Source organism: Streptomyces sp. NPDC096013 (genome assembly GCF_044763565.1).
Classification (GTDB): domain Bacteria; phylum Actinomycetota; class Actinomycetes; order Streptomycetales; family Streptomycetaceae; genus Streptomyces.
The window spans coordinates 20,978-36,840 of the sequence record NZ_JBIWGK010000007.1 but is presented as its reverse complement, the minus strand read 5'-3'; the positions used below and the strand labels follow the sequence as shown (position 1 = coordinate 36,840).

At 70.1% G+C, this 15,863-nt stretch carries 16 protein-coding genes; 6 read left to right on the top strand and 10 right to left on the bottom strand.

Annotated elements, in window-relative coordinates:
- Positions 1-11: 11 nt before the first annotated feature.
- Positions 12-860, top strand: coding sequence for an isoprenyl transferase (locus tag ACIRB1_RS23720; RefSeq protein WP_352182711.1), 849 nt, complete (start codon positions 12-14; stop codon positions 858-860).
- A gap of 102 nt (positions 861-962) precedes the next feature.
- On the opposite strand, the gene ACIRB1_RS23715 is transcribed toward ACIRB1_RS23720, so the two are convergent.
- The 4 genes from ACIRB1_RS23715 to ACIRB1_RS23700 are packed head-to-tail and all read right to left on the bottom strand — an operon-like array spanning position 963 to position 4,088.
- Entirely contained in the window at positions 963-1,373 is a 411-nt protein-coding gene (locus tag ACIRB1_RS23715) for a Fur family transcriptional regulator (protein WP_200686659.1), read from the bottom strand.
- Between the two features lie 59 nt (positions 1,374-1,432).
- Entirely contained in the window at positions 1,433-2,335 is a 903-nt protein-coding gene (locus ACIRB1_RS23710) for a metal ABC transporter permease (RefSeq protein ID WP_403466873.1), read from the bottom strand.
- Positions 2,335-3,135 (bottom strand): metal ABC transporter ATP-binding protein, encoded by an 801-nt coding sequence (locus ACIRB1_RS23705; protein ID WP_384286449.1) that lies wholly within the window; start codon positions 3,133-3,135, stop codon positions 2,335-2,337. Before ACIRB1_RS23705 ends, ACIRB1_RS23710 begins: the two co-directional genes overlap by 1 nt.
- The gene (locus tag ACIRB1_RS23700) at positions 3,132-4,088 is read right to left on the bottom strand and encodes a metal ABC transporter substrate-binding protein (protein WP_403466872.1); all 957 of its coding nucleotides are present in this window, start codon (positions 4,086-4,088) and stop codon (positions 3,132-3,134) included. Before ACIRB1_RS23700 ends, ACIRB1_RS23705 begins: the two co-directional genes overlap by 4 nt.
- A gap of 132 nt (positions 4,089-4,220) precedes the next feature.
- Here ACIRB1_RS23700 and ACIRB1_RS23695 point away from each other — a divergent pair, with 132 nt between their 5' ends.
- On the top strand, positions 4,221-5,603 hold the full coding sequence (locus tag ACIRB1_RS23695; RefSeq protein WP_328831557.1) for a glycine--tRNA ligase: 1,383 nt from the start codon (positions 4,221-4,223) through the stop codon (positions 5,601-5,603).
- Positions 5,604-5,668: 65 nt separating this feature from the next.
- On the opposite strand, the gene ACIRB1_RS23690 is transcribed toward ACIRB1_RS23695, so the two are convergent.
- The gene (locus tag ACIRB1_RS23690) at positions 5,669-6,715 is read right to left on the bottom strand and encodes a chitinase (RefSeq protein ID WP_403466870.1); all 1,047 of its coding nucleotides are present in this window, start codon (positions 6,713-6,715) and stop codon (positions 5,669-5,671) included.
- Positions 6,716-6,935: 220 nt separating this feature from the next.
- On the opposite strand from ACIRB1_RS23690, the gene ACIRB1_RS23685 reads away from it, so the two are divergent.
- Both ACIRB1_RS23685 and ACIRB1_RS23680 read left to right on the top strand, forming a co-directional pair.
- On the top strand, positions 6,936-7,946 hold the full coding sequence (locus ACIRB1_RS23685; RefSeq protein WP_403466869.1) for an aldo/keto reductase: 1,011 nt from the start codon (positions 6,936-6,938) through the stop codon (positions 7,944-7,946).
- A 26-nt stretch (positions 7,947-7,972) separates the two neighbouring features.
- Complete coding sequence (locus tag ACIRB1_RS23680) at positions 7,973-8,560, top strand: TetR family transcriptional regulator (protein WP_403466868.1); 588 nt, start codon at positions 7,973-7,975, stop codon at positions 8,558-8,560.
- A 13-nt stretch (positions 8,561-8,573) separates the two neighbouring features.
- Here ACIRB1_RS23680 and ACIRB1_RS23675 read toward each other — a convergent pair whose 3' ends face one another.
- The 4 genes from ACIRB1_RS23675 to ACIRB1_RS23660 all read right to left on the bottom strand — a co-directional run bounded on the left by ACIRB1_RS23675 (position 8,574) and on the right by ACIRB1_RS23660 (position 12,037).
- A complete protein-coding gene (locus ACIRB1_RS23675; RefSeq protein WP_403466867.1) occupies positions 8,574-8,963 on the bottom strand; it encodes a hypothetical protein in 390 nt (129 codons plus the stop codon).
- An 85-nt stretch (positions 8,964-9,048) separates the two neighbouring features.
- Positions 9,049-10,197 (bottom strand): serine hydrolase domain-containing protein, encoded by a 1,149-nt coding sequence (locus tag ACIRB1_RS23670; RefSeq protein ID WP_403466866.1) that lies wholly within the window; start codon positions 10,195-10,197, stop codon positions 9,049-9,051.
- A gap of 70 nt (positions 10,198-10,267) precedes the next feature.
- Positions 10,268-10,474 (bottom strand): hypothetical protein, encoded by a 207-nt coding sequence (locus ACIRB1_RS23665; protein WP_043676622.1) that lies wholly within the window; start codon positions 10,472-10,474, stop codon positions 10,268-10,270.
- A 135-nt stretch (positions 10,475-10,609) separates the two neighbouring features.
- Positions 10,610-12,037, bottom strand: coding sequence for an MFS transporter (locus ACIRB1_RS23660; protein ID WP_403466865.1), 1,428 nt, complete (start codon positions 12,035-12,037; stop codon positions 10,610-10,612).
- A gap of 101 nt (positions 12,038-12,138) precedes the next feature.
- Between ACIRB1_RS23660 and ACIRB1_RS23655 the strand changes: the two genes are divergently transcribed.
- Complete coding sequence (locus ACIRB1_RS23655; RefSeq protein WP_352182720.1) at positions 12,139-13,059, top strand: helix-turn-helix transcriptional regulator; 921 nt, start codon at positions 12,139-12,141, stop codon at positions 13,057-13,059.
- 86 nt (positions 13,060-13,145) lie between these two features.
- Here ACIRB1_RS23655 and ACIRB1_RS23650 read toward each other — a convergent pair whose 3' ends face one another.
- Positions 13,146-14,591, bottom strand: a complete 1,446-nt coding sequence (locus ACIRB1_RS23650; RefSeq protein ID WP_403466864.1) for an MFS transporter — start codon at positions 14,589-14,591, stop codon at positions 13,146-13,148.
- Positions 14,592-14,689: 98 nt separating this feature from the next.
- On the opposite strand from ACIRB1_RS23650, the gene dusB reads away from it, so the two are divergent.
- Positions 14,690-15,856, top strand: coding sequence for a tRNA dihydrouridine synthase DusB (dusB, locus tag ACIRB1_RS23645; RefSeq protein WP_403466863.1), 1,167 nt, complete (start codon positions 14,690-14,692; stop codon positions 15,854-15,856).
- Positions 15,857-15,863: the final 7 nt, after the last annotated feature.

The window sequence follows — 15,863 nt, the reverse complement described above, 5'->3', positions numbered from 1 at the left end:
GCGAGAAGCACATGGCCGTACGCGGGATTCTGGGGCGCCAGCGGCGCGAGTACACGGCGCCGGAGCCGCACCCGTCGGGGGCCACCGCGCCGAAGCTGCCGGGTGAGCTGATCCCCAAGCACGTGGCGATCGTCATGGACGGGAACGGCCGGTGGGCGAAGGAGCGCGGGCTGCCCCGCACCGAGGGCCACAAGGTCGGCGCCGAGCGGGTGCTGGACGTGCTCCAGGGCGGTGTCGAGATGGGGGTCGGCGCGATCTCGCTGTACGCCTTCTCCACCGAGAACTGGAAGCGGTCGCCCGACGAGGTGCGCTTCCTCATGAACTTCAACCGCGACTTCATCCGCAAGACCCGCGACACCCTCGACGAACTCGGCATCCGGGTGCGGTGGGTGGGCCGTATGCCCAAGCTGTGGCGGTCGGTCGCCAAGGAGTTGCAGGTCGCGCAGGAGCAGACCAAGAACAACGACGCCCTCACCCTGTACTTCTGCATGAACTACGGCGGCCGGGCCGAAATCGCCGACGCGGCGAAGGCGTTGGCCGAGGACGTGCAGGCGGGCCGGCTCGACCCGGCCAAGGTCGACGAGAAGACCTTCGCCAAGTACATGTACTACCCGGACATGCCCGAGGTCGACCTCTTCCTGCGCCCCAGCGGTGAGCAGCGCACCTCCAACTACCTGATCTGGCAGAGCGCTTACGCCGAGATGGTCTTCCAGGACGTCCTGTGGCCGGACTTCGACCGCCGCGACCTGTGGCGCGCCTGCGTCGAATTCGCCCAGCGCGACCGGAGGTTCGGCGGCGCGGTCCCGAACGAGAAGCTGCTGGAGATGGAGAAGAACATGCGAGGCGGCTCTTCCCTCTAGCCTGTCCGGCGTTTGAGGACGAGGCCGTTCAGGCCGAAGCGGGGGGCCTGGGGGCGGCAGCCCCCAGGGACGGCCACTTCGGCCCACCCGCACGACAACCGGTCACCCCGCGGCGCACTCCGCACAGGTGCCGAAGATCTCCACCGTGTGCGCCACGTTCACGTAGCCGTGCTCCGCGGCGATGGCCTCCGCCCACTTCTCGACGGCGGGACCCTCCACCTCCACCGCCTTGCCGCACACCCGGCACACCAGGTGGTGGTGATGGTCGCCCGTGGAGCAGCGCCGGTACACCGACTCGCCCTCCGAGGTGCGCAGGACGTCGACCTCGCCGGCGTCGGCGAGGGACTGGAGGGTGCGGTAGACCGTGGTCAGGCCGACCGAGTCACCCTTGTGCTTGAGCATGTCGTGGAGTTCCTGGGCACTGCGGAACTCGTCCACCTCATTGAGTGCCGCCGACACGGCGGCGCGCTGGCGGGTGGATCGTCCCTTAACGGGCGGGCCGGCCGTCGTCACCGTTGCCTCCTCACGTCTGCACTGTGCCGGGCCATTGTGCCAGCCCGGGCTGTGCGTGGTCAGACGCCGACCTCGTCGGCGGCCCCCCGTGTGGCCGGAATCGCGCACTCCAGCGGGTCCCCCGCGGGTCGCGCGGCGGCCGCGGCCCGGGCCCGGCGCCGGGCCAGCGGGGTCGCCAGCGCGGTGAGCGCGATGAACGCGGCGATCGTCAGGAGCACGATCGTCGCGCCGGGCGGGACGTCCTGGTAGTACGAGATGACGGTGCCGCTGACCGTCACGGTCACGCCGATGACGCCCGCGATGGCGAGGGTCGCCCCGAAGCTGCGGGTGAGCTGCTGTGCGGCGGCGACCGGCACCACCATCAGCGCGGAGACCAGGATCAGGCCCACGACGCGCATCGCGACGGTGACGGTGACGGCCGCGGTGACCGCCGTCAGCAGGTTCAGGGCGCGTACGGGCAGGCCGGTGACCCGGGCGAACTCCTCGTCGTGGTTCACGGCGAACAGCTGCCGCCGCAGGCCGAGGGTGACGACGATCACGAAGGCGGCGAGGATGCCGATCGCCGTCACGTCGGACTGCGAGACGGTGGAGAGGGAGCCGAAGAGATACGAGTTCAGGTTGGCGTTCGAGCCGCCCGGCGCGAGGTTGACGAACATCACGCCGCCCGCCATGCCGCCGTAGAAGAGCATCGCGAGGGCGATGTCGCCGCGGGTCTTGCCGTACCAGCGGATCAGTTCCATCAGGACCGAGCCGAGGGCGGAGACGGCGGTGGCCATCCACACCGGGGAGGCGTTCAGCAGGAAGCCGAGGCCGACGCCGGTCATCGCGACGTGGCCGATGCCGTCGCCCATGAGGGGCTGGCGGCGCTGGACGAGGTAGATGCCGATCGCGGGGGCGGTGATGCCGACGAGGACGGCGGCGATGAGCGCCCGCTGCATGAAGGCGTAGTCGAGGAGGTCCATCAGCTCAGCAGTCCCGTGCGGATCGGTTCGGCGTCCGCCGAGTGCGGGTGTACGTGGTCGTGGCCGGGCAGGGCGTGCTGGCCGAGCGCGCGCGGCGGCGGGCCGTCGTGCTGGACGCAGCCGTCGCGCAGGACGACGGCGCGGTCGATCAGCGGCTCCAGCGGGCCGAGTTCGTGCAGGACGAGCAGCACCGTCGCGCCTTCGGCGACTTGGCGAGTGAGAGTGTCGGCCAGCACCTTCTGGCTGGCCAGGTCCACGCCCGCCATCGGCTCGTCCATGATCAGGAGTTCGGGTTCGGCGGCGAGCGCGCGGGCGATCAGCACGCGCTGGTGCTGGCCGCCGGAGAGCGCGTTGACGGAGTCCTTGGCGCGGTCCGCCATGCCGACCAGCTCCAGGGCGTGCCGTACGGCCTCGTGGTCCGCCTTGCGGAGCAGGCCGAAGCGGGCGCGGGAGAGGCGGCCGGAGGCGACGATCTCGGTGACGGTGGCGGGGACGCCGCCCGCGGCCGTCGTGCGCTGCGGTACGTAGCCCACGCGCCGCCACTCCTTGAAGGCGCGGCGCGGGGTGCCGAACAGCTCGATCTCGCCGCCGCTGAGCGGGACTTGGCCGATGATCGTGCGGATCGCGGTCGACTTGCCGGAGCCGTTGGCGCCGAGCAGCGCGACCACCTCACCGCGGCGCACGGTGAGGTCGATGCCGCGCAGGACGGGGCGCGAGCCCAGCTCGGCGCGGACTCCGCGCAGCGATATGACGGGTTCGCTCATCAAGTCGCTCATCAACTCGTCCTCCGTGCTGGTCATTTACTTCCCAGGGCCTTCTGGAGGGCCTTGAGGTTGGCCTGCTGGACCGAGAAGTAGTCCGTGCCGCGGGACTTGTCGGTGATGCCCTCGATCGGGTCGAGGACGTCCGTCTTCAGGTGCGCGTCGGCGGCGATGGTCTTCGCGGTCTTGTCGCTGACGAGCGTCTCGTAGAACACCGTGGTGACGCCGTCGGCCTTGGCCATCTTCTCAAGGTTCTTCACGCGTGCGGCACTGGGCTCCGACTCGGGGTCGAGGCCGTTGATGGCCTCCTCGGTGAGGCCGTAGCGCTCGGCGAGGTAGCCGAAGGCGGCATGGGTGGTGATGAACACCTTGGTGCCGGTGTCCGCGAGGCCGGTCCTGAACTCGGTGTTGAGCGCGTCGAGTCTCTTGACCAGGGCCGCGGTGCGCGTCCGGTAGTCGGCCGCGTTCTTCGGGTCGGCCTTCTCGAAGGCCTTGCCGACGCCCTCGGCGACCTGGGCGTAGCGCACCGGGTCGAGCCAGATGTGCGGGTCGAGGCCGGCCAGCTCGTCGTTCTTCGAGGTGTCGTGCGTGGCCGCGTGGCCGCCGACCTCGTTGCCGTGCTTCTCCAGCGTGGTGAGGGAGGCGGCGTCGATCTTCGTCTTGACCTCGGACTGGCTCACCGCGTCGTCGACGGCGGGCTGGAGGTTCTTGAGGTAGAGCACCGCGTCGGACTCCCCGAGCGCGGCGGTCTGCTGCGCGCTGATCTCCAGGTCGTGCGGTTCCTGGCCGGGCTTCGTCAGGCTGGTGACGTGCACGTGGTCGCCGCCGATCTGCTCGGCGAGGTACTGCAAGGGGTAGAACGCCGCGACGACGTCGAACTTGTCCGTGTTGGCCGCGGACGCGCTGTCGGAGCAGGCGGAGAGGGTCCCGAGACCGAGGGCGGTGGCCGCGGCGATGGCGATCCCGGATATGTGGCGTCGTCGTACGTTCATGACAGTCATTTTCAACTGAGATGGAAACCGTTGTCAACAAGCCCAGGGTAGGGAACCGATTTGATACGGGGCAGGGAGGCGCCGGTAACCTGAAGCATTCGCTGCCTGTCCATTCGTCATGAAGAGAGCACCGTGGCCGCCGACAAGATCGACACCATCGTCAGCCTGAGCAAGCGCCGTGGCTTCGTTTTCCCTTGTAGTGAGATCTACGGCGGCCAGAAGGCCGCCTGGGACTACGGACCGCTGGGTGTCGAGCTCAAGGAGAACCTGAAGCGCCAGTGGTGGCGCTACATGGTGACGTCGCGCGAGGACGTGGTCGGTATCGACTCGTCCGTCATCCTGGCGCCCGAGGTCTGGGTCGCCTCCGGCCACGTCGCCACTTTCTCGGACCCGCTCACCGAGTGCACCGCGTGCCACAAGCGGTTCCGCGCGGACCACCTGGAAGAGGCGTACGAGGCCAAGCACGGCCGCCTCCCCGAGAACGGCCTGGCCGACATCAACTGCCCCAACTGCGGCAACAAGGGCCAGTTCACCGAGCCCAAGCAGTTCTCCGGCCTGCTCTCCACCCACCTCGGCCCGACGCAGGACACCGGCTCCATTGCCTACCTGCGCCCCGAGACCGCCCAGGGCATCTTCACCAACTTCGGTCAGGTGCAGACCACTTCGCGCAAGAAGCCGCCGTTCGGCATCGCGCAGATGGGCAAGTCCTTCCGCAACGAGATCACGCCCGGCAACTTCATCTTCCGGACCCGCGAGTTCGAGCAGATGGAGATGGAGTTCTTCGTCAAGCCGGGCGAGGACGAGAAGTGGCAGGAGTACTGGATGCAGGAGCGCTGGAACTGGTACACCGGCCTGGGCCTGCGCGAGGAGAACATGCGGTGGTACGACCACCCCAAGGAGAAGCTCTCCCACTACTCCAAGCGCACCGCTGACATCGAGTACCGCTTCCAGTTCGGCGGCAACGAGTGGGGCGAGCTGGAGGGTGTGGCCAACCGCACCGACTACGACCTGACCGCCCACTCCAAGGCCTCCGGCCAGGACCTCTTCTTCTTCGACCAGGAGGCCCAGGAGCGCTGGACGCCGTACGTCATCGAGCCGGCGGCCGGTGTCGGCCGGGCGATGCTGGCGTTCCTGCTCGACGCGTACGTCGAGGACGAAGCGCCCAACGCCAAGGGCAAGTTGGAGAAGCGGACCGTGCTGCGGCTCGACCACCGCCTCGCCCCGGTGAAGGTCGCGGTGCTTCCGCTGTCCCGGAACCCGGAGCTGTCGCCGAAGGCCAAGGGCCTCGCCGCCGCGCTGCGGCAGAACTGGAACATCGAGTTCGACGACGCGGGTGCGATCGGCCGTCGTTACCGCCGTCAGGACGAGATCGGCACGCCGTACTGCGTGACCGTCGACTTCGACACGCTCGAGGACAACGCGGTGACGGTGCGCGAGCGCGACTCGATGAAGCAGGAGCGGGTCTCTCTCGACCAGATCGAGGGCTACCTCGCCGGGCGCCTCGTGGGTGCCTAGGGTCTGAACGGGACTGCGGGCGGGCCGAGTCGATCGGCCCGCCCGCAGTTTTTTGTGCGCTGCCCTCAACGCCCTTGCAGGGCCTTCACGTTGTCGCCGAACGTCCAGTTCTTCGAGCCGTCCCAGTTGATGGACCAGGTCATCAGGCCCTTGAGGCTCGTGCCGTAGTGCTTCCAGGCCTGGGAGACCAGGGACGGTGTCATGTAGCCGCCGCCCGCGCCCGATTGGGCCGGCAGGCCCGGGACCTGCTTGTCGTAGGGGACCTTGATCGTCGTACCCTGCACGACAAGGCCCTTGTTGAGGCAGTCGGTCTGGGCGGTGAAGCCCGCGACGGTGCCGGCCGAGTACGAGTCGCCGGAGCAGCCGTACATGCTGCCGTTGTAGTACTGCATGTTGAGCCACCACAGGCGGCCGTTGTCCGCGTACTTCTTCACGATCGGGAGATACGCGCCCCAGATCGAGCCGTAGGTGATGCTCCCGCCGGTGACGTACGCCGTCTCCGGGGCCATCGTCAGGCCGAAGTTCGACGGCATTTGGGCCAGGATGCCATCGATGATGCGGATCAAGTTGGCCTGGGACGTGGAGAGTTGGCTGATGCTGCCGCTGCCCACCAGGCCCGTCTCGATGTCGATGTCGATGCCGTCGAAGTTGTACTTCTTCAGGATCGGCACGATCGTCGCGACGAACTTGTCCGCCACAGCGGTGGAGTTGAGGTCGATGCCCGCCGCCGCGCCGCCGATCGACATCAGGATCGTCTGGCCGGAGGCCTTCGCCGCGCACATCTCGGCGGGCGTGGCCACCTTCACGCCCGTGTCCATGCCGTCCTCCCACAGGGCCGTTCCGTCGGACCGGATGACCGGGAAGGCCGCGTTGATCACGTTGTAGCCGTGCGCGGCGATACGGGAGTCGGTGATCGGGGTCCAGCCGAAGGGCGGATGAACGCCGTTGGAGGAGCCGTCCCAGTTCTCCCAGTAGCCCTGGAGGACCTTGCCCGCCGGGCGGGACTTGACGGCGCAGGTGTCGGCCGCGGACGCCGTGGGGGCGGTGGCGATCGAGAGGGGGACGAGCAGGGTGGCCGCCGTGAGGGCGGCGGTGACAAGGCGACGGAGCATGCGAGGCCTCCCGGTGGGGGTGCGGTGAGGTGTCGTGCGTCGTAGACATGACAGTGCTCGTGGTCCAGACCTTTCGTCAAGAGGTCTGTACCAATTGATCGCGTCGGTGCGGGACGGGTCGACAGGTGGGGGCGGGTCGGCACGTGCGGCGCCGGGTGGCGCTGACAAGTATGGAATGACAGATATTGAAATCTGTCAGCTGTCATGCCAAGGTGGACGCATGACGATCCCCACACGCACTCTCGGCACCACCGGCCCCCAGGTCTCCGCCCTCGGCCTCGGCTGCATGGGCATGTCCGCGCTCTACGGCGAGGCCGACCGCACCGAGTCCATCGCCACCATCCACGCGGCCCTCGAAGCGGGCGTGACGCTCCTCGACACCGGCGACTTCTACGCCATGGGCCACAACGAGATGCTGATCGGCGAGGCCCTGCGCACCGCCCCCGCCGCCCGCCGCGAACAGGCGCTCACCAGCGTGAAGTTCGGGGCCCTGCGCGACCCGGCCGGCGGCTGGTCCGGCTACGACGGCCGGCCCGCCGCCGTGAAGAACTTCGCCGCGTACTCCCTCCAGCGCCTCGGCGTCGACCACATCGACGTGTACCGGATCGCCCGGGTCGACCCCGGCGTACCGATCGAGGAGACCGTCGGCGCGATCGCCGAACTGGTCGAGCAGGGGTACGTCCGGCACATCGGCCTCAGCGAGGCGAGCGCCGACGCCATCCGCCGGGCCGCGGCCACCGCGCCGATCTCCGACCTCCAGATCGAGTACGCGATCATCACCCGCGACATCGAGCGGGAGATCCTGCCGACCACCCGCGAACTGGGCATCGGCGTCACCGCGTACGGCGTGCTCTCCCGCGGTCTGATCTCCGGCCACTTCACGCAGGACCGGCAGCTCGGGGCGACGGACTTCCGCGCCCTCTCGCCCCGCTTCCAGGGCGACAACCTCCGCCACAACCTCGAACTCGTCGAGGCGCTGCGGAAGATCGCCGAGGAGAAGGGCGTGACGGTCGCGCAGATCGCCATCGCCTGGGTCCTCTCGCGCGGCACGGACATCGTGCCCCTGATCGGCGCCCGCACCCGCGAGCGGCTGAGCGAGTCGCTGGGCGCGCTGGACGTCACGCTGGACGCGGCCGACCTGGCGGCGATCGAGGAGGCGGTACCGGAGGGAGCGGCGGCCGGCACCCGCTACCCGGCCGTGCAGATGGCACATCTGGGCACCGAACAGTGATCCAGCCTGCGGGTACCGTCTAGGGCATGGCACCGACCACCCAGGCCCTGACCGCCGAGCGCATCCTCGAAGTGACCGAGGAGGTGCTGCGCCGCCACGGCCCGGCGAAGGCCACCGTGGTGGACGTGGCCCGCGCGCTCGGCGTCAGCCATGGCACCGTCTACCGGCACTTCCGCACCAAGGCGGCGCTGCGCGAGGCGGTCACCAAGCGCTGGCTCGACCGGACGTCGGAGCGCCTGTCCCGCTTCACGGCCGAGGACCGCGACCCCGAGGCCCGCCTCCGTGCCTGGCTGGCGGGCCTCTTCGAGGCCAAGCGGCGCAAGGCGGGCGACGATCCCGACATGTTCGCCGCGTACATGGTGCTCGTCACGGAGGCGGGCGAGGTGGTCGACGAGCACCTCGACGAACTCACCGGCCAGCTCACCGCGATCATCGGCGCGGGCATCGACAGCGGTGTCTTCACGGCCACCGACCCGGCCGTCGCCGCCCGCGCCGTCTTCCAGGCCGCCAACCGCTTCCACGACCCGTCCTACGCGCGGGAGTGGCAGAAGCCCGGCGCGGACGCGGATTTCGCGGCGCTGGTGGAGCTGCTGGTGCGCGGGCTGCGCAACTGACCGCCGGTGCCGGTCAGTCGACCTTGACGGTGACGGTCGGGGAGTACGTCGTCCCGGCCGCGATCCGCAGGTGTTCCTGGCCCTTGGTGTTGAGCTTCGCGGTGAGCGAGTAGCTGCTGCCGTTCTTGACCGTGGTGGACGCGTTGAGCGCGTTCCACTTCCCGGACTTCTCGTGCTGGAGCACCAGCTTGGTGCCGACCTTCAGGCCTTTCGTACGGCCGATGAAGGTCACCTTGTCTCCGGCCTTGACCGTGCTCTTGTCGGCCTTGACGGTGATCGAGCCCATGGCGCTCGGACTCGGGGACGCGGCGAAGGCGCTCACGGTCCCGGCCGACAGCAGGGCGAGACTCAGGGCACCGGCGGCGAGCGTACGAGTGCCGCGAGCGCGGAGTGCGACGTTCACGGGGACTCCTCTCGTGCGGAGGGGCGTTCGGCTGAGCACGCCCATCCATGCTGATGCCGGTCGGCCGCGTCGGCGAGCCGAGAGGTCAGTGCCCCGCCGCGGACGCCCAGAACTCCCGCATCAGCGCCGTCGGCGTCGGGCTGGTCATCGCGACCTGGGTCAGCAGGACCGTCACCGTGCCCGTGGGCGGCAGGACGTGGGCCGCGGTGCCGGTGCCGCCGACCCAGCCGTAGCGCCCTGGGACGTTCCACGGGTCGATCGGATCGACGTCGACCTGGCCGCCGTAGCCCCAGCCCTGGCCCTCCAGGAAGAGGGCGGACGCCTCGCGCTGGGCTGCGGTGAGGTGGTTGGTGGTCATGTGGCTCACCGAGGTGGGGGAGAGGACCTGGGTGCCGTCCGGTGAGGTGCCGCCGGCGCCGAGCATGCGGAAGAAGGCCAGCAGGTCGTCGGCCGTGGAGACCAGGCCGCCCGCGCCCGAGGGGAAGGCCGGGGGACGGCTGAAGCCGCCGTCCGGGGTGTCGGCCCGCTCCAGGGCGCCCAGTTCGCCCGGGGTGTAGGCGGTGGTGAAGCGGGATCGCTTCGGCTCCGGCACCGCGAAACCCGTGTCCGTCATGCCCAGCGGCCCGAAGAACCGCTCCGCCAGGAAGTCGGGGAAGGACGAGCCCGAGGCGCGGGCGACCAGGACGCCCTGGATGTCCGAGCAGGTGTTGTACAGCCACGCGGCACCCGGCTGACGCACCATCGGGAGCCGGGCCAGCGCGGCCAGCCACTCGTCGGGGCCCGGCTGGAGGTAGGGCGCGCGGCCGTCCTTCTGGAACGCGAGCAGCGCCTGCACGGCCGGCAGGAGGAAGTCGTCGGGGAAGCCCCATCCGGCCCGGAAGCTCAGCAGGTCCTCGACCGTGACCGGACGCTCCGCCGGGACCACGTCGTCGACCGGCGAGGACGGCGTACGGGCCACCGTCGGCTTCGCCAGCTCCGGCAGCCACTCCTCCACCGGGGCGTCCAGCGCGAGCCGCCCGTCCTCGACCAGCGCCAGCACCGCCGCCGCCGTGACCGGCTTGCTGACCGACGCGATCCGGAAGATCGAGTCGCGGGCCATCGGGGCGGTGCCCTCGGCGTCGACGGAGCCGACGGCGACCACCTCGACATCGTCGCCGCGGGCCACCAGGCCCACCGCGCCCGGCACGGTGCCGTCGTCGACGCGTCGCCGCAGGGTGTCGTGGAGAGAGCTCATGGGTCGGCCTTCCGGTCCGGGGAGTCGTATCGGATACGACTCTCCTCGCCTCGCGAACTCATCGCCCCGGTCAGTCGGCGGACGGGTCAACCGTCGCCTGGTGCTCCTCGGCCAGATGCTCCTCCGCCTTCAGCCAGGGCAGGAACTGCGCGCTCTTCTTCCAGCCGCAGGTGTCGCACACGATCGTGCGCTGCGCTCCCTTGCGCTGCACGCGGACGACATGTTCCCGCCCGTGCTGGTCCCAGCGGCTCACTTTGCTCGTGTTGATCTGCAACATGCGCCTCGCCTCCGTTCAGGAGTGTCCGGCAAGGAGTGTGCAGCACTATCAACATCAACAGGGCTCAATTCACGCCGAGTTGTCCAAGCTGTGAGCATGACATCCCGGATGGTGTCCGGGATGTCGTCCGCCGGGTCAGCCGATCGTGCGCGGCAGCCGCAGGCTCAGCAGGCCGGTCAGTACGACCCCCGCCAGCTGCGCCGACAGCGTGATCGCCAGGGCGTCCCGCATGCCCATCCCCGGGACCAGGGAGAGGAAGAGGGTGCCCAGGGTGGCCACGCCCAGGGCCAGCGCGGACTGCTGGGTGGTGACCATCACGCCGGCGCCCACACCGGCCCGGGCCGTCGGCACCTCGGACAGGATGATGCGGAAGATGATGGGGAGTTGGAGCGCCTGACCGGCACCGGCGACGGCCGCGCCGGGGAGCAGTTCGACGAAGCCGAGGTGCGGCCAGGAGCGCCACACGGCCAGCACGATCAGGCCCAGGCCCACCGCCTGGATGACCGAACCGGCGGTCACGACCCGGGTGCCGTACCGGTTCACCAGGCGCGGCCCGGCGAGCGAGGCGAGGAAGAAGGTCACCGCCAGCGGGACCAGCGCGAGACCCGCCGCGACCGGGCCGAGACCCGCGCCGCTCTGTAGCGCCACCGCGATCACGAACATGAACCCGCTGAAGCCGATCGCGAACGGCACGATCATCACCAGCCCGCGCCGCAGCGAGGTCAGCGCCAGCAGACTCGGCGGCACCAGCGGCGTCAGCCCCTGCCGGTCGGCCCTGCGCTCCACCGCGTAGAACGCCGACGCCAGCCCGGGGAACGCGGCCAGCGACAGCCAGGTCCACAGCGGCCAGCCCGCGGCCCGGCCCTCGGTCAGCGGGACCAGCAGCGCCAGCAGGGACGCGGCGAGGAGGAAGGTGCCGGGCACGTCCACCGGCTCCGGGTGCTGGGAGCGCGTCTCCGGCACCACCTTCGCGGCCAGGAACAGGCCGACGATGACGACTGGCACGTTCACCAGGAACACCGCGCGCCAGCCGGTACCGGCGATGTCGGCGGCCACCAGGACCCCGCCGAGGATCTGGCCCGCCACCATGGCGAGCCCGGCGGTCGCGCCGTACAGGCCCATCGCCTTGGCGCGGCGCGGGCCCTGCGTGGTGGCCTGGATGGTGGCGAGGACCTGCGGGAGCATCGCCGCGGACGCGGCGCCCTGGGCGATCCGCGCGGCGACCAGCGTCCAGGCGGTGGGCGCGAGCCCGCACGCCAGCGAGGTCAGCCCGAACGCGGCCATCCCGCCCAGGAACAGCCGCCGCCGGCCGAACAGGTCGCCGAGCCGGCCGCCGAGGACGAGCAGCACGGCGTACGCGACCCCGTACCCGGCGACGACGAGTTCGAGGACGGCCTCGCTCGCCGAGAGGTCCTTGCCGATGGTCGGCAGGGCCACGTTCACGATGAAGAAGTCGATGAGGGGCAGCGCCGCGGCCAGCAGCACCGTGAACAGTCCGAGGCCGCTGAGCACGGGTGCCGCCGCCGGGGATCGGACGGTGCGGGAAGTGATGGTTTCGGTCACGCTGCCGAGCGTGCGCCGTCCGGGAGACTGGTACCAGAGTGTCCTTATCCTGGTAGAAGGACTACCTGGAAACAGGCTCCGGGCGACGGCAGACTGGAGCGATGACGACCATGGCACAGGAGACGGCGACGGGGGCGGCGGTCGGCGCGGTGACCGAGGCGGCCGCCGCTCCGGGGGCCGCCCCGCAGAGCGCGTCGACCGTCCGGCGCCATGAGCTGGCCGCGTTCCTGCGCCACCGCCGGGAGCACATCACCCCCGAGCAGGTCGGCCTGCCGCGCGGCACCCGGCGCCGCACACCCGGCCTGCGCCGCGAGGAGGTCGCGCAGCTCGCCGCGGTCGGGGTCACCTGGTACACGTGGCTCGAACAGGCCCGGGACATCCAGGTCTCCGTGCAGGTCCTCGACGCCCTCGCGCGCACCCTGCTCCTGGACAGCAGCGAACGCTCCCACCTCTTCCAGCTGGCCGGTGCGATCGACCCCCGGCCGGCCACGAGCTGCGCGGTCGTCACGCCCGCCCTTCAGGCGATGCTGGACCAGCTGGACCCGATCCCGGCCTGCCTCCAGAACAGCAGGTACGACATCCTCGCCTACAACCGCACCTACGGGATGCTGCTCTGCGACCTGGAGGCCGTGCCCCCGGAGGACCGCAACTGCCTGATCCTCTCCTACACGCACGAGGAGTGGCAGTCGTCGATCGTGCATCTGGAGAAGAGCCAGCGCCTGATGGCTGCCCGCTTCCGTGGCTCGATGGCCGACCACCTCGCCGATCCCACCTGGAAGATGCTCCTCAAGCGCCTCCGCACGTCCCCCGAGTTCTGCGAGGTCTGGGACCGCCACGAGGTGATGGGTGCCAGCCCCCGCCGCAAGGAGTTCCGCAACACACATGTGGGCCGCCTCACCGTCGACCACACGGACCTGTGGCTGGGCCCGTCGAGGGGCCCGAGGATGGTGACGTACGCGCCGGCGGACGAGGAGTCGCGAGTACGCCTGGAGAGGCTGTACGCCATAGCGCGGGCCAGGTGAGGTTCTCAGGGGCGCGGGGCTGTACCTGATGTGCGGCTGCCGCCCCGTGGGCGCTACGGGCCACCGGTGACCCGCTCCCCACGGACCTAGGCGCTGATCCCCGCCGCTTCGCGCACCTCGACAGAAGCCAGCTTGTCAGCCGTGCGCTCGGCGGTCCGCCGAGCCCACACCCCACTGGTCACCGCCCCTAGCACCAGCACAGCCACCCCGCACGCCACGAGAATCCACCATCCCGGCCGGGCCGCGGACACGAACGTCTCCTTGTACGACGACGCCGACACCCCGGAAGCCAGCACCGCCCCCACCACGGCGACCCCGAGCGTCTGCCCCAACTGCCGGCTCGTGGAGGCGACGGCCGCCGCGACACCCGCTTGAGCGCGCGGCATCCCGGACACCGCGGTGTTGGTGATCGGCGCGTTCACGAACCCGAAGCCGATGCCGAACAGCGCGTACCCGATGAACCGCGAGACCCCGGACGTCTCCGCCTCGAACCCCGCGAAGAGCACCGCACTCGCCGTCATCGCCGTCCCCGCGATCAGCAGGGATATGCGCGGCCCGTGACTGCCGACCAGCCGCCCGGAGATCGGCGCGCACAGGAACGTGGGCACAGCCATCGGCAGCATCCACAGCCCTGCGTGCAGCGCGTCGAGCCCCACCACGTTCTGCAAGTACAGCGTGGACAGGAACAGGAACCCGCCGAGCGCCGAGAACGCGCTGATCGCGATCACCGTCGCACCGCTGAACGGCGCCGAACGGAAGAAGCGCAGGTCGATGAGGGGTTCGTCGCGCCGCGGCTCGTACCAGAGCAGTGCGGCGAGCGCGGCCAGCGCGAGGACCGCGAACGGCAGGATCGAGGTGAACCCGGAGTCCGGCGCCTCGATGATCGCGTACGTCAGGGAGCCGAACAGCGCGATCACCAGGAGCTGGCCGACCGGGTCGGCACGGCGGGCCTTGGGCGCGCGGGACTCGGGGATGAACTTCAGCGTGAGCAGCAGCGCGGCCAGGCCCACCGGAAGGTTGATCCAGAAGATCGAGCGCCAGCCGACCGAGTCCACGAGCAGTCCGCCGATCAGCGGCCCGGCGGCCATCGATATGCCGACGACCGCGCCCCACACGCCGATCGCGCGGGCGCGCTCGCGGGGCTCGGTGAAGGTGTTGGTGATGATCGACATCGCGACCGGGTTGAGCATCGAGCCGCCGACCGCCTGGATCATGCGGAACCAGATCAGCGAGTCCAGGCCGGGCGCGAGGGAGCAGAGCAGGGAGCCGAGGCTGAAGACCACCAGGCCGACGACGAAGACCCGCTTGCGGCCGATCCGGTCGGCCGTCGAACCCGCCAGCATCAGCAGGGAGGCCAGGACCAGGGTGTACGCGTCGATCGTCCACTGGAGACCGGAGGTCGACGCGTGCAGATCCGTCTGCATCGCGGGCAGGGCGACGTTCAGAATGGTCACGTCCAGGCTCACGATCAGCAGACTCATGCAGCAGATCGCGAGCACCAGCTGTCGGCGGCGGTGGCTGAGCTCGGGCATGCGGACCATCGTACGCGAAAGTCGATAGTGCGTCTAACTAATGACTGCTACATGATCTCCGTACGCGGGCACCGGAAGCGGTGCGCCACAATGGAGCAATGTCCACGCCCGTGTCCCTGCCCGCGCCCCCGGCCGTGTCGCCCTTGCAGATCGGCCCGCACACCGTCTCGCCGCCCGTCGTCCTGGCCCCCATGGCCGGGATCACCAACGCGCCCTTCCGCACCCTGTGCCGGGAGTTCAGCGGGGGCAAGGGGCTGTTCGTCAGCGAGATGATCACGACCCGGGCGCTGGTCGAGCGCAACGAGAAGACCATGCAGCTGGTCCATTTCGACGCGACGGAGAAGCCGCGCTCGATCCAGCTGTACGGCGTGGACCCGGCGACCGTCGGCAAGGCCGTCCGCATGATCGCGGAGGAGGACCTCGCCGACCACATCGACCTGAACTTCGGCTGCCCGGTGCCGAAGGTCACCCGCAAGGGCGGCGGCTCCGCGCTGCCGTACAAGCGGAACCTGCTGCGGGCGATCCTGAAGGAGGCCGTCAGCGGGGCCGGTGACCTGCCCGTCACGATGAAGATGCGCAAGGGCATCGACGACGACCACATCACCTTCCTCGACGCCGGACGCATCGCCGTCGAGGAGGGCGTCACCTCCATCGCGCTGCACGGCCGCACCGCCGCCCAGCACTACGGCGGTACGGCGGACTGGGACGCGATCGCCCGGCTCAAGGAGCATGTGCCGGAGATCCCCGTGCTCGGCAACGGCGACATCTGGTCGGCCGAGGACGCGGTGCGGATGGTCCGGGAGACCGGGTGCGACGGGGTCGTGGTCGGGCGCGGGTGCCTGGGGCGGCCGTGGCTGTTCGCCGATCTCGTGGCCGCCTTCGAAGGGCGTCAGCAGGACGTGCTGAAGCCGTCGTTGCGCGAGGTCGCCGACGTCATGGTGCGGCACGCGACGCTGCTCGGCGAGTGGATCGGGGACGAGGCGCGCGGGGTCATCGACTTCCGCAAGCACGTCGCCTGGTACCTGAAGGGCTTCGCGGTCGGCAGCGAGATGCGCAAGCGGCTCGCGATCACCTCGTCCCTGGACGAACTCCGGTCCGGGCTCGACGAGTTGGACCTCGACCAGTCCTGGCCGACGGGCGCCGACGGGCCCCGCGGCCGTACGTCCGGCAACAACCGGGTGGTGTTGCCGGACGGTTGGCTCAAGGACCCGTACGACTGCGCGGGGATCGGCGAGGACGCGGAACTGGACACGTCCGGAGGCTGAACCCCCT

Excerpts from the sequence above, each read along its gene's own strand:
- ACIRB1_RS23705 (WP_384286449.1), bottom strand. The coding sequence starts at position 3,135 with ATGACCAGCACGGAGGACGAGTTGATGAGCGACTTGATGAGCGAACCC.
- ACIRB1_RS23720 (WP_352182711.1), top strand. The coding sequence starts at position 12 with ATGGCCGTACGCGGGATTCTGGGGCGCCAGCGGCGCGAGTACACGGCG.
- ACIRB1_RS23665 (WP_043676622.1), bottom strand. The coding sequence starts at position 10,474 with ATGTTGCAGATCAACACGAGCAAAGTGAGCCGCTGGGACCAGCACGGG.
- ACIRB1_RS23700 (WP_403466872.1), bottom strand. The coding sequence starts at position 4,088 with ATGAACGTACGACGACGCCACATATCCGGGATCGCCATCGCCGCGGCC.
- ACIRB1_RS23685 (WP_403466869.1), top strand. The coding sequence starts at position 6,936 with ATGACGATCCCCACACGCACTCTCGGCACCACCGGCCCCCAGGTCTCC.
- ACIRB1_RS23650 (WP_403466864.1), bottom strand. The coding sequence starts at position 14,591 with ATGCCCGAGCTCAGCCACCGCCGCCGACAGCTGGTGCTCGCGATCTGC.
- ACIRB1_RS23710 (WP_403466873.1), bottom strand. The coding sequence starts at position 2,335 with ATGGACCTCCTCGACTACGCCTTCATGCAGCGGGCGCTCATCGCCGCC.
- ACIRB1_RS23670 (WP_403466866.1), bottom strand. The coding sequence starts at position 10,197 with ATGAGCTCTCTCCACGACACCCTGCGGCGACGCGTCGACGACGGCACC.
- ACIRB1_RS23680 (WP_403466868.1), top strand. The coding sequence starts at position 7,973 with ATGGCACCGACCACCCAGGCCCTGACCGCCGAGCGCATCCTCGAAGTG.
- dusB (WP_403466863.1), top strand. The coding sequence starts at position 14,690 with ATGTCCACGCCCGTGTCCCTGCCCGCGCCCCCGGCCGTGTCGCCCTTG.
- ACIRB1_RS23690 (WP_403466870.1), bottom strand. The coding sequence starts at position 6,715 with ATGCTCCGTCGCCTTGTCACCGCCGCCCTCACGGCGGCCACCCTGCTC.
- ACIRB1_RS23655 (WP_352182720.1), top strand. The coding sequence starts at position 12,139 with ATGACGACCATGGCACAGGAGACGGCGACGGGGGCGGCGGTCGGCGCG.